Below are 17,384 nucleotides of genomic sequence, written 5' to 3' on the forward strand. Positions count from 1 at the left end.
GCACAGTGGAGTGCATGCGCGGGTGGTGGCAGGACCTGACCGACCTGGTACTGCCGGCCGAGTGCGGGGGCTGCGGCCGGCCTCGCACGGTGCTCTGCCCCCAGTGCCGGGCCGCCCTGTGCGAGGGCGCACCACGCCGGGTGCGTCCGGTGCCGGAGCCGCCCGGACTGCCGGCGGTGTACGCGACGGCTCCGTACGCGGACGCGGTCAGGGCGGCTCTGCTCGCCCACAAGGAACGGGGCGCACTGGCTCTCGCCCGCCCGCTGGGCACGGCGCTGGCGGGCGCGGTGCGGGCCGGGCTGCGGGTGGCCGCCGGGGCAGGGACAGGAACAGGGACAGGGACAGGAACAGGAACAGCGGGCGGGGGGCTGCTGTGGACGATGGGCGGGACCGTGCTGCTGGTTCCCGTGCCGTCCGCGCGGCAGGCGGTGCGGGCCCGCGGGCACGATCCGGCGCGGCGGATCGCGCTCGCGGCGGCCGGTGAGCTGCGGCGGTCCGGGACGCCGGCCAGGGCTCTGACCGTGCTGCGCCAGCGGCGCGCCGTGGCCGACCAGTCGGGGCTGAACTCCCGGCAGCGGCTGGACAACCTCGCCGGTGCGCTTCAGGTGGCCGCGGGCGGTGCGGGTCTGCTGCTGAGCGGTCCGGTGGTGCTGGTCGACGACCTCATGACGACGGGCGCCTCCCTGACAGAAGCGGCACGTGCGGTGAAAGCGGCTGTGTATGCGGTGCGGACTCGGGAAGGGATGGGGGAACGGAAGTCTGGAGCAAGGCAGGAAGCAACGCAGAAGGAGGGGAACTCGGTGTATGGCGCACTGGAAAACGGGGGTGCGTATGGCGCCGGTGACGTGATCTGTTCGGCCGTCGTCGCGGCGTCTCCGGATTCCTTCGAAATAAACCGGAACTGACTGCGAACCTGCATCGTTGCAGGTAATGAGGGGGGCAATTCACCTGAACGGAGGTACGCCGCAGTAGAGGGTGACGTCATCCGTCCGGGCGAGATATGTTCGGGGTGTGAGGGAAAGGCGCAGGCCATCCCCGCCATATCCGAATGCCGTGCTGCGGGTTTTCCGCAATCATCCGCACCGGCTGGGTGGAGATCTTGCCCCGGGGGAGGAGGAGGTGGACGTCACCGAGTCCGAGGTTCCGGGCTCACCGGAACCGGTGCGAAAAGGGAGATGCTCCGCCGACGTGGCGGAGCGATCCGGGAACGGAGTTCTGCGTGGACATCGTCGTCAAGGGCCGCAAGACCGAGGTGCCCGAGCGGTTCCGCAAGCACGTGGCCGAGAAGCTGAACCTGGAGAAGATCCAGAAGCTCGATGGCAAGGTGATCAGCCTCGACGTCGAGGTGTCCAGGGAGCCCAACCCCCGGCAGGCCGACCGCAGTGATCGAGTGGAGATCACGCTTCGCTCCCGCGGTCCGGTGATCCGGGCGGAGGCAGCGGCCAGCGATCCGTACGCGGCACTCGACCTGGCGGCGGAGAAGCTGGGTGCCCGGCTGCGCAAGCAGCACGACAAGCGTTTCTCGCGACGCGGCGCGCGCCGGATCTCGGCCGCCGAGGTCCCCGACCACGTCCCGGGCGCGGCGACGCTGAACGGCAGCGGCCAGACCGCCGCGGAAGAGGAAGCGGGCCAGGCGCCCACCAAGAAGGTCGGCTCGCTGGAGGTACAGGGGGACGGTCCCCTCGTTGTCCGCGAGAAGACCCACGTCGCCTCCCCGATGACCCTTGACCAGGCCCTCTACGAGATGGAGCTGGTCGGGCACGACTTCTATCTGTTCGTCGACTCAGAGACCAAGGAACCCAGCGTCGTCTACCGACGGCACGCCTACGACTACGGCGTGATCCACCTCAGGACGGACACGATGGTCACTGAGGCGCACTCTCCCGAGGCGGGCGGCACACTGGGCGGCTGACCCACCCGGCCGACAGCTGAGACGGTGCCCCTGGATGCGCGTGTGCGCCCCCAGGGGCACCGGCGTGCGACCCCTTCGCGCCCCGCTTGGTCACCGCAGTGTCGGTCGGACATGGAATCATGGCGGCAACGGCTCAACGGATGGGCTGTTGCCTCGGGTTGGCCATGGCACCACACACCAGGCCACAGCCTCAGGGGGAGGACAACGATGGCGGACAGCTTCGGACCGATGCGGGACGAGGATGCCGACGGTGGCGTCGTCGGCATGGGCCCGGACGCGGGCACTGCGCGCAAGGAGCCGATCAGAGTCCTTGTCGTGGACGACCACGCCCTCTTCCGCCGCGGCCTGGAGATCGTGCTCGCCGCCGAGGAGGACATCCAGGTGGTCGGCGAGGCGGGTGACGGTGCCGAGGCCGTGGACAAGGCCGCCGATCTGCTGCCCGACATCGTGCTGATGGACGTACGGATGCCCAAGCGCGGCGGGATCGAGGCGTGCACCTCCATCAAGGAGGTCGCTCCCAGTGCCAAGATCATCATGCTGACGATAAGCGACGAGGAGGCCGACCTCTACGAGGCGATCAAGGCGGGCGCGACCGGCTACTTGCTCAAGGAGATCTCCACGGACGAGGTGGCCACCGCCATCCGCGCCGTGGCCGACGGCCAGTCGCAGATCAGTCCGTCCATGGCGTCCAAGCTGCTCACCGAGTTCAAGTCGATGATCCAGCGGACCGACGAGCGCCGCCTCGTCCCCGCACCCCGGCTGACCGACCGTGAGCTGGAGGTCCTCAAGCTCGTCGCCACAGGGATGAACAACCGGGACATCGCCAAGGAGCTGTTCATCTCCGAGAACACCGTGAAGAACCACGTGCGCAACATTTTGGAGAAGCTCCAGCTGCACTCCAGGATGGAGGCGGTGGTGTACGCGATGCGGGAGAAGATCCTCGAGATCCGCTGACGCTCAGCCGAGCGCGCGGGCCAGCTCCCGGGCCAGGGGCTCGCGCAGCTCGGGCGCGTCCACCCGTTCCACGCGTACGTCCGTGCAGTCCACCCAGCTCGCCGCCTCGACGAGAGCCTGGGCGACCGCGGGCACGGACCTGGCGCCGTCCAGGGTGACCTGCTTGGCGACCAGGGTGCGGCCCTCGCGGGCGGGGTCCACGCGGCCGACGAGGCGGCCTCCGGCGAGCACCGGCATCGCGAAGTAGCCGTAGACCCGCTTGGGCTTGGGGACGTAGGCCTCCAGGCGGTGGATGAAGTCGAAGATCCGTTCGGTGCGGGCCCGCTCCCAGATCAGGGAGTCGAAGGGGGACAGCAGGGTGGTCCGGTGCCGGCCGCGCGGGGCTGTCGCGAGCGCCGCCGGGTCCGCCCAGGCCGGCCTGCCCCAGCCCTCGACCGTGACCGGGACCAGCCCCGAGTCCGCTATCACCGCGTCGACCTGCTCGCCCTTGAGGCGGTGGTAGTCCGCGATGTCCGCGCGCGTGCCCACGCCCAGGGACTGGCCGGCCAGACGGACCAGTCGGCGCAGGCACTCGGTGTCGTCCGGCTCGTCGTGCAGCAGCTGCTCCGGGACGGCGCGCTCGGCGAGGTCGTACACCCGCTTCCAGCCCCGGCGCTCGACGCAGACCACCTCGCCGTGCATCAGGGCGCGCTCGACGGCGACCTTGGAACCGGACCAGTCCCACCACTCACTGGTCTTCTTCGCCCCGCCCAGCTCCGTCGCCGTCAGCGGGCCCTCGGCGCGCAGCTGCTTGATGACCTGCTCGTAGACGCCGTCGGGCAGTTCGTGGTTCCAGTGCGGGCGGTTGCGGTAGGCGCGGCGGCGAAAGGCGAAGTGCGGCCACTCCTCGATGGGCAGGACGCAGGCGGCGTGCGACCAGTACTCGAAGACGTGCGTGTCGGTCCAGTAGGCGCGGTCGACGGTTTTGCGGCCGACCGCGCCCAGACGCGCGTAGGGCACGAGCTCGTGGGAACGGGCGAGGACCGAGATCGTGTCGAGCTGGACGGCGCCGAGATGACGCAGGACGCCGCGCACCCCGGCCCGCCGGTCCGGCGCGCCGAGGAAGCCCTGGGCCCGCAGGGCGATGCGGCGGGCTTCGTCCGCCGAGAGGTCGGTGGTGGGGCGCGGGAGGGAGGTCATGGCTCCGCACGATAGGGGGTGGCACTGACAACGCGGGTCGAGTCGGGCGTTCGTCCCGGTGTCGTCGTCCCCGATGTCTACGCGGGCGCCGGCAGGTAGGGCGCCGCCGACGGCAGGTCCAGGTCCGACGGCAGCAGGGAGCCCACCCAGCAGTCGCGTCGTACCCCCTTGTTGTCGAGCGCCGAGCGCAGGGTGCCCTCCAGGGTGAAGCCCACCCGTGCGGCCACCGCGCGGGAGGCCGTGTTGCCGACCTCGGCGCGCCACTCCAGGCGGTCGACGGCGAGGTGGGTGAAGGCCCAGCGGGCGGTGGCGAGAGCGGCCTCGGTCATGTAGCCGTTGCCACGGTGTTCCTTCGTGCCCCAGAAACCGATCTCGGCCTCGCCCGGCGAGCGCATCGTTATGGCGAGCGTGCCCACGAGGTCTCCTTTGGAGCCGGGGAGGAAGAGGCCGAAGGTGAACACCGAACCGTCGGCCCAGCCCTCGGGGACCGTTTCCTCGGTGAAGTTCCGCGCGTGCTCGGGAAGGTAGGGCGAGGGCAGCTGGGAGAGCCAGCGCTGCATGTCGGGGTCCTGCACGGCGGCGTACACGGCGTCGGCGTCCTCGGGGCCGAGGGCGCGCAGGAGCAGGCGGTCGGTGGTGAGTGTGGCGGGTTCCATCGGCCGATTCTCCTCGGGGGATGCGACAGGGCACCATCCTTTTGTGCCCTGAGTGAGTGGACGATCACAATTCGCGTAAATCTTCGGGGAAAGGCGGCACCATCCGCGACCCCCGGACGTTGTCCTGTGTGTAGCCCTCGCGGTGCAGTGGACGCGTGCCCTTGCGGCAGGCCCTCCCGGCTTGGCCGTGTCCTCGCATACGATGGCCGTTGCTCAGTCAGTCAAATGGAAACCGACCGTCCCAGGCCCGACCGGCAAGGAGACCAACCCCCGTGTCCGTCCTCTCGAAGATCATGCGTGCAGGCGAAGGCAAGATCCTGCGCAAGCTGCACCGCATCGCGGACCAGGTCAACTCCATCGAAGAGGATTTCATCAGCCTCTCCGACGCCGAGCTGCGTGCCCTCACCGATGAGTACAAGCAGCGGTACGCGGACGGTGAGAGCCTGGACGACCTGCTGCCCGAGGCGTTCGCCACGGTGCGCGAGGCGGCCAAGCGCGTCCTGGGCCAGCGGCACTACGACGTCCAGATGATGGGCGGCGCCGCCCTGCACATGGGCTACGTGGCCGAGATGAAGACCGGTGAGGGCAAGACCCTCGTCGGCACCCTGCCGGCGTATCTGAACGCCCTGGCCGGCGAGGGCGTCCACATCATCACGGTCAACGACTACCTGGCCGAGCGCGACTCCGAGATGATGGGCCGCGTCCACCGTTTCCTGGGGTTGAGCGTCGGCTGCATCCTGGCCAACATGACGCCGGCCCAGCGCCGCGAGCAGTACGCCTGCGACATCACCTACGGCACGAACAACGAGTTCGGCTTCGACTACCTGCGCGACAACATGGCGTGGTCCAAGGACGAACTCGTCCAGCGCGGCCACAACTTCGCCATCGTCGACGAGGTCGACTCCATCCTCGTCGACGAGGCCCGTACGCCGCTGATCATCTCCGGCCCGGCCGACCAGGCCACCAAGTGGTACGGCGACTTCGCCAAGCTGGTCAAGCGCCTCAAGCGCGGCGAGGCCGGCCAGCCGCTCAAGGGCATCGAGGAGACCGGCGACTACGACGTCGACGAGAAGAAGCGCACCGTCGCCATCCACGAGTCCGGCGTCAGCAAGGTCGAGGACTGGCTGGGCATCGACAACCTGTACGAGTCGGTGAACACCCCGCTCGTGGGCTACCTCAACAACGCCATCAAGGCCAAGGAGCTCTTCAAGCGCGACAAGGACTACGTCATCATCGACGACGAAGTCATGATCGTCGACGAGCACACCGGCCGTATCCTCGCCGGCCGCCGCTACAACGAGGGCATGCACCAGGCGATCGAGGCGAAGGAGGGCGTGCCGATCAAGGACGAGAACCAGACGCTCGCCACGATCACGCTCCAGAACTTCTTCCGCCTCTACAAGCGCCACGACCACAAGGGCAAGGAACTGCCCGGCCTGTCCGGCATGACCGGTACGGCGATGACCGAGGCGGCCGAGTTCCACCAGATCTACAAGCTCGGCGTGGTGCCCATCCCGACCAACCGGCCGATGATCCGCAAGGACCAGTCGGACCTCATCTACCGCACCGAGGTCTCCAAGTTCGAGGCGGTCGTCGACGACATCGCCGAGAAGCACGAGAAGGGCCAGCCGATCCTGGTCGGCACCACCTCGGTGGAGAAGTCCGAGTACCTCTCGCAGCAGCTCAGCAAGCGGGGCATCCAGCACGAGGTGCTCAACGCCAAGCACCATGAGCGCGAGGCGTCGATCGTCGCCCAGGCCGGCCGCAAGGGCTCGGTGACCGTGGCGACGAACATGGCCGGCCGTGGTACGGACATCAAGCTCGGCGGCAACCCCGAGGACCTCGCCGAGGCCGAGCTGCGTCAGCGTGGCCTCGACCCCGAGGAGCACATCGAGGAGTGGGCCGCGGCCCTGCCCGAGGCGCTGCGGCGCGCGGAGGAGGCGGTCAAGGCCGAGAAGGAGGAGGTCGAGAAGCTCGGCGGGCTCTATGTGCTGGGCACCGAGCGGCACGAGTCGCGTCGTATCGACAACCAGCTGCGCGGTCGTTCCGGTCGTCAGGGCGACCCCGGCGAGTCCCGCTTCTACCTCTCCCTCGGCGACGACCTGATGCGTCTGTTCAAGGCGCAGATGGTCGAGCGCGTGATGGCGATGGCGAACGTCCCGGACGACGTGCCGATCGAGAACAAGATGGTCACGCGCGCGATCGCGTCCGCCCAGTCGCAGGTCGAGCAGCAGAACTTCGAGACCCGTAAGAACGTTCTGAAGTACGACGAGGTCCTCAACCGGCAGCGCGAGGTCATCTACGGCGAGCGGCGCCGCGTCCTGGAGGGCGAGGACCTGCAGGAGCAGGTGCAGCACTTCATGAACGACACGATCGACGCCTACATCCAGGCGGAGACCGCCGAGGGCTTCCCGGAGGACTGGGACCTCGACCGGCTGTGGGGCGCCTTCAAGCAGCTGTACCCGGTGAAGGTCACCGTCGAGGAGCTGGAGGAGGCGGCCGGCGACCGCACGGGTCTGACCGCGGAGTTCATCAGCGAGTCCATCAAGGACGACATCCACGAGCAGTACGAGGAACGTGAGGCGCAGCTCGGCTCCGAGATCATGCGGGAGCTGGAGCGCCGGGTGGTGCTGTCGGTTCTGGACCGCAAGTGGCGTGAGCACCTCTACGAGATGGACTACCTCCAGGAGGGCATCGGCCTGCGCGCGATGGCGCAGAAGGACCCGTTGGTCGAGTACCAGCGCGAGGGCTTCGACATGTTCACCGCGATGATGGAGGGCATCAAGGAGGAGTCCGTCGGCTACCTGTTCAACCTGGAGGTCCAGGTGGAGCAGCAGGTCGAGGAGGTCCCGGTCGAGGACGCCAAGCCGGTGGCCGACCTGGAGAAGCGCGACGCGGTACCGGCGCAGGCGGGCGCGCGTCCGGAGATCCGGGCCAAGGGGCTCGATGCCCCCCAGCGGCGGGACCTGCACTTCTCCGCGCCGACCGTGGACGGCGAGGGCGGCATCGTCGAGGGCGAGTTCGCCACCGACGGCGGGCCCGTGCGCTCGGAGTCCGACGGCCTCACGCGCGCGGAGCGCCGCAAGCAGGCCAAGGCGGGCCGCCGCCGCAAGAAGTGACGTGACGTGCAACGGCCGGGCACCCTCGAGGGTGCCCGGCCGTTCGTTTCTCAGGGGAGTTCGTCGTCCGCGTGGGGCATGCGGGGACCGCCCAGCTCCACCGCCGTGCAGCGCCAGCGCCGGTCCCGGCCCTGCTCCAGGCGGAACGCCATCGCCCGCAGCCGGTCGCCCGCGCCGATGCGGGCGAAGGCCTCCACGGCGCCCGGGCGGGGCTCGTAGTAGCCGATGTCCCGCACGACCGGGCGTGCGCCACGGGTGCGCAGAGCGCCGCGCTCGGCAAGCCAGGCGAGTTCGTCGTACGCCCGACCCGCGGTGTGCCGGAGCATCCAGTGCACGGGCCGCTGCCCGCTGAGCACGGCGAGAAGCCGATCGGCGAACAGATCGGTGGCAACAGGCAGCGAAGCCGCCCGCAAGGCGGCCTGCGCATCCACCACGGGGACGGTGCCGCGCGCCACGGGGGCGTGGGCACCCGCCGCCGTCCGGCCCGCCGCCGTCCTGGCAGCTGTGCCCGCCGGGCCGGCTACGCCCCCTGTACGCGCCGTGCTTGCCCGCGTGACGGTGTCGCCGGTCCGGCGGGGAGTGCGGGCGTCTGCTCTGCCGGCTGCGGCACCGGTGCCGTTGGCCGGGACAGGGGCCGCTGCCCGGTCGGCTGCCGCCGGAACATTCGTGGTGCCGGCCCAGGTGCGGGTGCTTGTTCCGACGGTCGTACGGGCATCGCTCGGACGGGACGGGAGCGGAGAGCGGGCGGAGGAGGCGGAGTGGGCGAGGGTGCTGGTCGGGGTGCGTGGTGGGGAGCCGCCGGGGCGGCGGGTGTCGTGGCGGCCCGGCGGGCGGGTGCCCGGGCGGCGCTGGGCCCTGGTCATGACCTTGTTCATGAGTCCCCGTTCGGTGTGGTCGCCCGGTGCGTACCGGGCAGTAACTTTCTGCTGGGCCTCTTGTACGGGGCGAAAGCGGCGGCGGCAAGGAAGGTGCGGCGCGCGTCGCGGGACGGACGGATTCACCTATCCGTGTGATCGAGGGGTCCGCGAACCCTGGGAGAACAAGGGCGCATCGGGTGAGACGAGGGGCCCGGAGTGGACGATTCAGGGGGTGTGGCCGGGACTCGAAAGAGGGCTTGCGCACGTATCCTGAAGGCCGTCCGGGCGGCGAACCCTCCGACCACGAAAGCGGCCTGCCATGCGTGTCTACGTCCCTCTGACCCTCTCCGGTCTCGCCGAGGCGCACAAGACGGGGGAGCTCGGGGCGGAGTCGCTCCTCGCGTACGCCGTGACACCGGCCCTGCGCGAGTGGTACCTCTCCGACGACATCGAGGAGCTGGAGTACGCCGCGCTGAGCCGGGCCGCGCTCGCCTCCCTGCGGCTGCTGGCCATGGACCCGGGCGCGCCGCGGCACCGGGTCGTGGTCGCCGCGGACGTACCCGACAACACAGCGGCGGCCGACCCCGACCGCGGACTCGACCCTGCCGCGCTCGGCGAGGTGCGGGTGGCCGGCCCCGTACCGCTGGCCAAGGTGGCCGCCGTGCACGTCGACGCGGGCGACGCGGAGGCGGACGTGACCGCCGCCGCCGAGGCACTGGGGGCGGCGGACGCCGGGGACGACGACGCCCAGTTCGTCGTGGACGGCGCCGAGGACCACGAGCTGCTGTGGTACGCCACGCAGGAGATCCCCAGCCTCATCGGGCTCGGCGGCTGAAAAACCCACCGGACCCGGGTCCGCCCCCTGGCCTGCTGTTCTCCTGATTGTCAGTGGCGGCGAGTACGTTTTTGGCATGGGGAAGCAATCAGGGGCGCACATCGTCTGGGACTGGAACGGCACGCTGTTCCACGACAACGACGCGGTCATCGGAGCGACGAACGCGGCGTTCGCCGAGCTCGGCCTGGATCCGATCACACTGGAGCAGTACCGCGCGCTGTACTGCGTGCCGGTCCCGAAGTTCTACGAGCGGCTGCTGGGCCGGCTCCCCACCGAGGCCGAGTGGGACGCGATGGACGCCGTCTTCCACCGGTACTACGCCGAGCACCGCACCCGCTGCGCGCTGACCGAGGGAGCGGTGGAACTGCTCACCGGCTGGACTTCGTCCGGCCACAGCCAGTCGATCCTGAGCATGTACGGGCACGAGGACCTCGTCCCGCTGGTACAGGGCTTCGGAATCGAATCGCACTTCATACGGGTGGACGGGCGGACGGGGCCGTCCGGCGGCAGCAAGGCCGAGCACATGGTGCGGCACCTGGGCCTGCTCGCCGGGACGGTGAACCCGGCGCGCACGGTGGTCATCGGGGACGCCGCGGACGACGCGCTGGCCGCGCGGCACGCCGGGGCGCGGGCGGTGCTCTACACCGGCGGTTCGCACAGCCGGGCCAGCCTGGTGGAGGCCGGTGTGCCGGTGGTGGACACCCTCCGTGAGGCAGTCGCCGAAGCCCACCGCCTCGCGGAGTGAAAGCGGGAGGGAAAAGACGGAGGAAGGAAGGGAGAAGGGGGAAAAGAGGGGCAGAAGCAGTAAAGGGAGACAAGCGGGCATACATTGCTTTCGCCTCCGCCGCCCCTGTGCAGAACGTCAAACTTCCACCCCCCGTTTTGTACACATGCGGCTCATGACGGGCCCCCCTGGAAGAGGGATAGCCTTGGTGGCGTGATCAGCGCGATAGTCCGCGGGGGCACCGTCGCCTTCGCTGTGCGCCCGGTGAGCACGGACCACATCCGTGTCCGGGCGGCGGTCGTTGATCCCCGCGGGCGGGAAGGGGGTGCGACGGCCCCCAGGGCGCCGCGTCAACTTCGGGTACCGGTGCCATGGAGAGCAGCGTCACACCCGTCGGACGCGTCGAAGATGGCTGATATCCCCCCGCTCATCTCACCCCGAGGCATAGCGTCGGAGCGGGCCGGACACCCCGGTCCGAGGCGTCACGCCGAAAGGGCGGAGACCGTACTTCCTTCTACGTCACGCAACGGCGCGCGACAGGAGCCAGAGGACAATGCAGACCAAGCTGGACGAAGCCAAGGCCGAGCTGCTCGAGAGGGCCGCCCGGGTAGCTGAGAACAGTCCGGTCGGGGGACACCTCCCGACCGGGTCGACGGGCGAGGGCGCCCCGGACCGGGACTCCGTCCTCGCCTTCCTCCAGCGTTTCTACCTGCACACCGCCCCCGAGGACCTCACGGACCGCGACCCGGTCGACGTCTTCGGAACCGCCTACTCCCACTACCGTCTGGCCGAGAACCGCCCGCAGGGCACGGCCAACGTCCGGGTCCACACCCCGACCGTCGAGGAGAACGGCTGGACCTGCACCCACTCCGTCGTCGAGGTCGTCACCGACGACATGCCCTTCCTCGTGGACTCCGTGACGAACGAGCTCACCCGGCAGGGACGGGGCATCCACGTCGTCGTCCACCCGCAGTTCGTGGTGCGCCGGGACGTCACCGGCAAGCTCATCGAGGTGCTGCCCACCGCGTCGCCCGGCGAGCCGCTGCCGCACGACGCGCTCACCGAGTCCTGGATCCACGTCGAGATCGACCGCGAGACCGACCGCGCCGACCTCAAGCAGATCACCGCCGACCTGCTGCGCGTGCTGTCCGACGTCCGCGAGGCCGTCGAGGACTGGGAGAAGATGCGCGAGGCGGCGATCCGGCTCGCCGAGGGGCTGCCCGGCGAGTCCGTGCCCGACGACCTGCACCCGCGGGAGGTCGAGGAGGCCCGCGAGCTGCTGCGCTGGCTGTCCGACGACCACTTCACCTTCCTCGGCTACCGCGAGTACCAGCTGCGCGGCGACGACTCCCTGGCCGCCGTGCCCGGCACCGGTCTGGGCATACTGCGCGCGGACCCGCCGCACGCCGGCGACGACAGCCACCCGGTCAGCCCGTCCTTCGAGCGGCTGCCCGCCGACGCCCGCGCCAAGGCGCGCGAGCACAGGCTGCTGGTGCTGACCAAGGCCAACAGCCGGGCCACCGTCCACCGGCCCTCCTACCTGGACTACATCGGCGTCAAGAAGTTCAACGACAAGGGCGAGGTCGTCGGCGAGCGCCGTTTCCTCGGCCTGTTCTCGTCCGCCGCCTACACCGAGTCGGTGCGCCGGGTCCCGGTCATCCGGCGCAAGGTCGACGAGGTCCTCGAGCTCGCCGGCTTCTCGCCCAACAGCCACGACGGGCGCGACCTGCTGCAGATCCTCGAGACCTACCCGCGCGACGAGCTCTTCCAGACCCCGGTCGGCGAGCTGCAGGCGATCGCCACCTCCGTGCTGTACCTGCAGGAGCGCCGCCGGCTGCGCCTGTACCTGCGCCAGGACGAGTACGGCCGCTACTACTCGGCCCTCGTCTATCTCCCGCGCGACCGCTACACCACCGGCGTACGCCTGCGGTTCATCGACATCCTCAAGGAGGAGCTGGGCGGCACCAGCGTCGACTTCACCGCCTGGAACACCGAGTCGGTCCTCTCCCGGCTGCACTTCGTCGTCCGCGTGCCGCAGGGCACCGAGCTGCCGCAGCTGTCCGACGGCGACAAGGAGCGCATCGAGGCCCGCCTGGTCGAGGCCGCCCGCTCCTGGACGGACGCCTTCTCCGAGGCGCTGACCGCCGAGCTCGGCGAGGAGCGCGCCGCGGAGCTGCTGCGCCACTACTCGGGCGCCTTCCCCGAGGGCTACAAGGCCGACCACACCCCGCGCGCCGCGGTCGCCGACCTGGTCAACCTCGAGCAGCTGAACGAGGACAGGACCTTCGTGCTCAGCCTGTACGAGCCGGTGGGCGCCGCCCCCGAGGAGCGCCGTTTCAAGATCTACCAGAAGGGCGGCTCGGTCTCCCTGTCCGCCGTCCTGCCGGTGCTGAGCCGGCTCGGCGTCGAGGTCACCGACGAGCGGCCGTACGAGCTGCGCCGCGCGGACCGCACGACGGCGTGGATCTACGACTTCGGTCTGCGCATGCCCAAGGAGGTCAGCGGCAACGGCGACTACCTGGGCGACGACGCCCGCGAGCGCTTCCAGGACGCCTTCGCCGCCGTCTGGACGGGCAAGGCGGAGAACGACGGGTTCAACGCCCTGGTGCTGTCCGCGGGGCTGACCTGGCGGCAGGCGATGGTGCTGCGCGCGTACGCCAAGTACCTGCGCCAGGCGGGCTCGACCTTCAGCCAGGACTACATGGAGGACACCCTCCGCAACAACGTCCACACCACCCGGCTGCTCCTCTCCCTGTTCGAGGCGCGGATGTCGCCGGACCGCCAGAGCGCCGGGCACGAGCTCGTGGACGCGCTGCTCGAAGAGGTCGACGCGGCCCTGGAGCAGGTCGCCTCCCTCGACGAGGACCGGATCCTGCGGGCCTACCTCACCGTCATCAAGGCGACCCTGCGCACCAACTTCTTCCAGCGGGCGCAGGACGGCCGGCCTCACGGGTACGTCTCCATGAAGTTCGACCCGCAGGCCATGCCGGACCTGCCGGCGCCGCGCCCGGCGTACGAGATCTGGGTGTACTCGCCGCGTGTGGAGGGCGTGCACCTGCGCTTCGGCAAGGTCGCCCGGGGCGGCCTGCGCTGGTCCGACCGGCGCGAGGACTTCCGTACCGAGATCCTCGGCCTGGTCAAGGCGCAGATGGTGAAGAACACCGTCATCGTGCCGGTCGGCGCCAAGGGCGGCTTCGTCGCCAAGCAGCTGCCCGACCCGAGCGTGGACCGGGACGCGTGGATGGCGGAGGGCGTCGCCAGCTACAAGACGTTCATCTCGGCACTGCTCGACATCACCGACAACATGGTCGCCGGCGAGGTCGTGCCCCCGCGGGACGTCGTACGGCACGACGGCGACGACACCTACCTGGTGGTCGCGGCCGACAAGGGAACGGCGCGGTTCTCGGACATCGCCAACGAGGTCGCCCAGTCGTACGACTTCTGGCTCGGTGACGCCTTCGCCTCCGGCGGCTCGGCGGGCTACGACCACAAGGGCATGGGCATCACCGCCCGCGGCGCCTGGGAGTCGGTCAAGCGACACTTCCGGGAGCTGGGCGTGGACACCCAGACCCAGGACTTCACGGTCGTCGGCATCGGTGACATGTCCGGTGACGTGTTCGGCAACGGCATGCTGCTGAGCGAGCACATCCGGCTGGTCGCCGCCTTCGACCACCGGCACATCTTCATCGACCCCAACCCGGACGCGGCCGTCTCCTACGCCGAGCGCCGCCGCCTGTTCGAGCTGCCGCGCTCCTCGTGGGCCGACTACAACACCGAGCTGCTCTCGGCCGGCGGCGGGGTGTTCCCCCGTACGGCCAAGTCGATCCCCGTCAACGCGCACATCCGCGAGGCCCTCGGCATCGAGCCCGGCGTCACCAAGCTGACCCCGGCCGACCTGATGCGGGCGGTCCTCAAGGCCCCGGTGGACCTGTTGTGGAACGGCGGCATCGGTACGTACGTCAAGGCGTCCACCGAGTCCCACGCCGACGTCGGTGACAAGGCCAACGACGCCATCCGCGTCGACGGCCGCGACCTGCGGGTCCAGGTCGTCGGCGAGGGCGGCAACCTGGGCTTCACCCAGCTGGGCCGGATCGAGTGCGCGATGCAGGGCGTCCGGAACAACACCGACGCCATCGACAACAGCGCCGGCGTGGACACCTCCGACCACGAGGTGAACATCAAGGTCCTGCTCAACGGCCTGGTCGCGGACGGCGACATGACCGTCAAGCAGCGCAACAAGCTGCTCGCCGAGATGACCGACGAGGTCGGCTCCCTGGTGCTGCGCACCAACTACGCGCAGAACACGGCGATCGCCAACGCGCTCGCCCAGTCCAAGGACATGCTCCACGCCCAGCAGCGCTTCATGAAGCACCTGGTGCGCGAGGGCCACCTGGACCGGGCGCTGGAGTTCCTGCCCACCGACCGCCAGATCCGCGAGCGGCTGAGCGCCGGACGCGGCCTGACCAGCCCGGAGACGGCCGTCCTGCTGGCGTACACGAAGATCACGGTCGCCGAGGAACTGCTGCGCACCTCGCTGCCGGACGACCCGTACCTGCGCGGTCTGCTGCACACCTACTTCCCGACCCCGCTGCGCGAGCAGTTCGGCGAGCGGATCGACAACCACCCGCTGCGCCGCGAGATCACCACGACCGTCCTGGTCAACGACACGGTCAACACGGGCGGTACGACCTATCTGCACCGCATGCGGGAGGAGACCGGGGCGTCGCTGGAGGAGATCGTCCGGGCGCAGACGGTGGCCCGCGCCATCTTCCGGTCGGCGCCGGTGTGGGACGCGGTCGAGGCGCTGGACAACAAGGTCCAGGCCGACGTCCAGACCCGTATCCGGCTGCACTCGCGCCGCCTGGTCGAGCGCGGCACGCGCTGGCTGCTGAACAACCGGCCGCAGCCGCTGGAGCTCGGCGAGACCATCGAGTTCTTCGCCGACCGGGTCGGACAGGTCTGGGCGGCACTGCCCAAGCTGCTCAAGGGCGCGGACCTGGAGTGGTACCAGCAGGTCTACGACGAGCTGTCCGGCGCCGGCGTCCCGGACGAGCTGGCCACGCGGGTGGCAGGGTTCTCCTCCGCCTTCCCGGCGCTCGACATCGTCTCGGTGGCCGACCGCATGGGCAAGGACGCGATGGACGTCGCCGAGGTGTACTACGACCTCGCCGACCGCCTGAACATCACCCAGCTGATGGACCGCATCATCGAGCTGCCGCGCGCCGACCGGTGGCAGTCCATGGCCCGTGCGGCGATCCGCGAGGACCTGTACGCGGCGCACGCGGCCCTGACCGCGGACGTCCTGGCCGTGGGCAACGGCTCCTCCACGCCGGAACAGCGGTTCAAGGTGTGGGAGCAGAAGAACGCGGCGATTCTCTCCCGGGCGCGTGCCACGCTCGAGGAGATCCACGGATCGGACGCGTTCGACCTCGCCAACCTGTCGGTGGCGATGCGGACGATGCGCACGCTGCTGCGCACGCACTCATAGCGAGCCTGGGCAGTACGTCGAGGGCGCCCCGGACCGGCGGGTCCGGGGCGCCCTCATGTCCTTGAGCATCCGCAAGTGTCCTTGAGCGGGATCGTCCGGGACATTTGGATAAAGTTGCCGCGTGACTGCGATCCTCCTGGTCGATGCGCACGGCGCCGACTGAGGCGCCTCCCGCGGGCAGAGCCGCCCCCCGGCCGGCGGTCACCCCGGGGCGGGCCGTCGCGCCCCGCGCGACGGCCGCACTCCTCGTCGCCCTGCTGTTATGGGTGATCGTCCGGCTGCCCTGGGCCGGCGATCTCGGCATGCACGCGGCGACCATCGAGCGGCTGCGTCACAGCCTGCTCCACCCCGGCAACCCGCTCGTCGACGCGGACACCCCGAGCCCGTACTACTCGCCGTGGATGCTGCTGCTCGGCTGCGTCGCCCGAGCGACCGGGCTGTCGGTCTTCGTCGTCCTGCGGTTCGCCGCGCTCGCCGGGCTCGCGCTGCTGGTGACGGGCGTACGGCGGTACGTCAGGACGCTGAGCGCACACCGGGCGGCGCCCGCCCTGGCCGCCCTGAGTCTCGTCCTGCTCTGGGGAACGGCCGTCATCAACTGGAGCGGCTTCCTCTCCCTGAACTCCCTCGCGCTGACGGTGTCGTACCCCAGCGTGTTCGCCCTCGGCCTCTCCTTCCACCACTGGGCGTGGCTCACCCGGGCGCTGCGCGCGCCCGCCGGATGGCAGACCTGGCCGGGGCTCGGGGCGCTGTGGGCGGCGATCCTGCTCTGCCACCAGTTCACCGGGCTTGTAGCCACCCTGGGCGGCCTGGCCGCGGTGCTCTCCGCCCGGCCCCCGCGGGCGCTGTGGCCGCGGCTCGCCGCCTCGGCGGCGCCGGGCCTGCTGCTGCTGTGGCTGTGGCCGTACTACGACTTCTTCGCCCTGCTCTCGGTCGACGGCGACCTGGAGGAGGTGCACCGGGCCCTCTACGAGCACTTCCTGGGCCGCTACTGGCTGGCCCTGCTCGGGGTGGCCGCCCTGGCCCTGCGGTGGCGGCGCGACCGGCGGGACCCCCTGGTGATCTTCTTCCTGCTGGGTGCGCTGATGTGTGCGGCGGGCTTCGCGGACGGCCACTACTCCTGGGGCCGCGCCCTGCCCGCCGCCCTGATCCCGGCTCAGCTCGCCGCCGCGCTCGAGGTGGTCCAGGGCGGCCGGCGGGCCGTACGGATCCGCTGGGCGTGGGCGCTGGCCGGAGCGCTGGCCGTGGGCGCGTGGGCCCAGGCCGGGATGCTCGGATACGTCGCCGGACGCGCAGCGCTGCCGGACGTGCTCGCGGTCGACTACACCCCGCCGTGGGCCGGGTACGACTGGATCACCCCGTATGTGGAGTACGGGGACGTGGTCATGGCCCGGGACCTCCCCTCCCAGCTGATCCCGGCCTACGGCCCCTACACCGTCGCCCCCGGTTACCCGGACTTCTTCCTGACGGACGAGTTCCAGCGCGAGCTGGCGGTGCAGCGCTACTACACACGTGGCACGCCGGCCGTCGCGCGCGGGGAGATCCTGCGTGAGTACGGGGTGCGCTGGGTCCTGGACGGGCGCGGCCCCCGGCACGACCCGGGCCTGCGGGCGGTGGCGCACGGCCCGGACGGCGAGGTGCTGTACGCCGTGGTGCCGTGACT

At 70.4% G+C, this 17,384-nt stretch carries 11 protein-coding genes; 8 read left to right on the top strand and 3 right to left on the bottom strand.

Annotation, left to right across the window (positions count from 1 at the left end; genetic code table 11):
- Positions 1 to 14 precede the first annotated feature (14 nt).
- The 3 genes from ACX25U_RS22210 (at position 15) to ACX25U_RS22220 (ending at position 2,866) form a co-directional block, all read left to right on the top strand.
- Positions 15 to 905 carry a ComF family protein gene (locus ACX25U_RS22210; protein WP_454382560.1) on the top strand — a complete coding sequence of 297 codons (891 nt, stop codon included), beginning with the start codon at positions 15 to 17 and terminating at the stop codon, positions 903 to 905.
- Between the two features lie 314 nt (positions 906 to 1,219).
- Positions 1,220 to 1,912, top strand: a complete 693-nt coding sequence (hpf, locus tag ACX25U_RS22215) for a ribosome hibernation-promoting factor, HPF/YfiA family (protein ID WP_454382561.1) — start codon at positions 1,220 to 1,222, stop codon at positions 1,910 to 1,912.
- 207 nt (positions 1,913 to 2,119) lie between these two features.
- Entirely contained in the window at positions 2,120 to 2,866 is a 747-nt protein-coding gene (locus ACX25U_RS22220) for a response regulator (RefSeq protein WP_454382563.1), read from the top strand.
- A gap of 3 nt (positions 2,867 to 2,869) precedes the next feature.
- Here the strand turns inward: ACX25U_RS22220 and ACX25U_RS22225 are convergent, their stop codons facing one another.
- Together ACX25U_RS22225 and ACX25U_RS22230 are read right to left on the bottom strand one after the other, a co-directional pair.
- Complete coding sequence (locus ACX25U_RS22225; RefSeq protein WP_454382565.1) at positions 2,870 to 4,045, bottom strand: winged helix-turn-helix domain-containing protein; 1,176 nt, start codon at positions 4,043 to 4,045, stop codon at positions 2,870 to 2,872.
- Between the two features lie 77 nt (positions 4,046 to 4,122).
- Positions 4,123 to 4,701, bottom strand: coding sequence for a GNAT family N-acetyltransferase (locus tag ACX25U_RS22230; protein ID WP_454382567.1), 579 nt, complete (start codon positions 4,699 to 4,701; stop codon positions 4,123 to 4,125).
- Between the two features lie 272 nt (positions 4,702 to 4,973).
- Between ACX25U_RS22230 and secA the strand changes: the two genes are divergently transcribed.
- Positions 4,974 to 7,820, top strand: coding sequence for a preprotein translocase subunit SecA (gene secA / locus ACX25U_RS22235; RefSeq protein ID WP_454382568.1), 2,847 nt, complete (start codon positions 4,974 to 4,976; stop codon positions 7,818 to 7,820).
- Positions 7,821 to 7,870: 50 nt separating this feature from the next.
- Here the strand turns inward: secA and ACX25U_RS22240 are convergent, their stop codons facing one another.
- Entirely contained in the window at positions 7,871 to 8,695 is an 825-nt protein-coding gene (locus tag ACX25U_RS22240) for an Rv3235 family protein (RefSeq protein ID WP_454382570.1), read from the bottom strand.
- A gap of 301 nt (positions 8,696 to 8,996) precedes the next feature.
- Between ACX25U_RS22240 and ACX25U_RS22245 the strand changes: the two genes are divergently transcribed.
- From ACX25U_RS22245 to ACX25U_RS22260, 4 genes are all read left to right on the top strand, one after another.
- The gene (locus ACX25U_RS22245) at positions 8,997 to 9,512 is read left to right on the top strand and encodes a DUF6912 family protein (RefSeq protein WP_454382571.1); all 516 of its coding nucleotides are present in this window, start codon (positions 8,997 to 8,999) and stop codon (positions 9,510 to 9,512) included.
- Positions 9,513 to 9,588: 76 nt separating this feature from the next.
- Positions 9,589 to 10,257, top strand: a complete 669-nt coding sequence (locus ACX25U_RS22250) for an HAD family hydrolase (RefSeq protein ID WP_454382573.1) — start codon at positions 9,589 to 9,591, stop codon at positions 10,255 to 10,257.
- A gap of 532 nt (positions 10,258 to 10,789) precedes the next feature.
- The gene (locus ACX25U_RS22255) at positions 10,790 to 15,724 is read left to right on the top strand and encodes an NAD-glutamate dehydrogenase (protein WP_454382574.1); all 4,935 of its coding nucleotides are present in this window, start codon (positions 10,790 to 10,792) and stop codon (positions 15,722 to 15,724) included.
- Between the two features lie 143 nt (positions 15,725 to 15,867).
- Positions 15,868 to 17,382, top strand: a complete 1,515-nt coding sequence (locus ACX25U_RS22260) for a hypothetical protein (protein ID WP_454382576.1) — start codon at positions 15,868 to 15,870, stop codon at positions 17,380 to 17,382.
- Positions 17,383 to 17,384 lie beyond the last annotated feature (2 nt).

The organism is Streptomyces sp. JNUCC 63, from assembly GCF_054366325.1.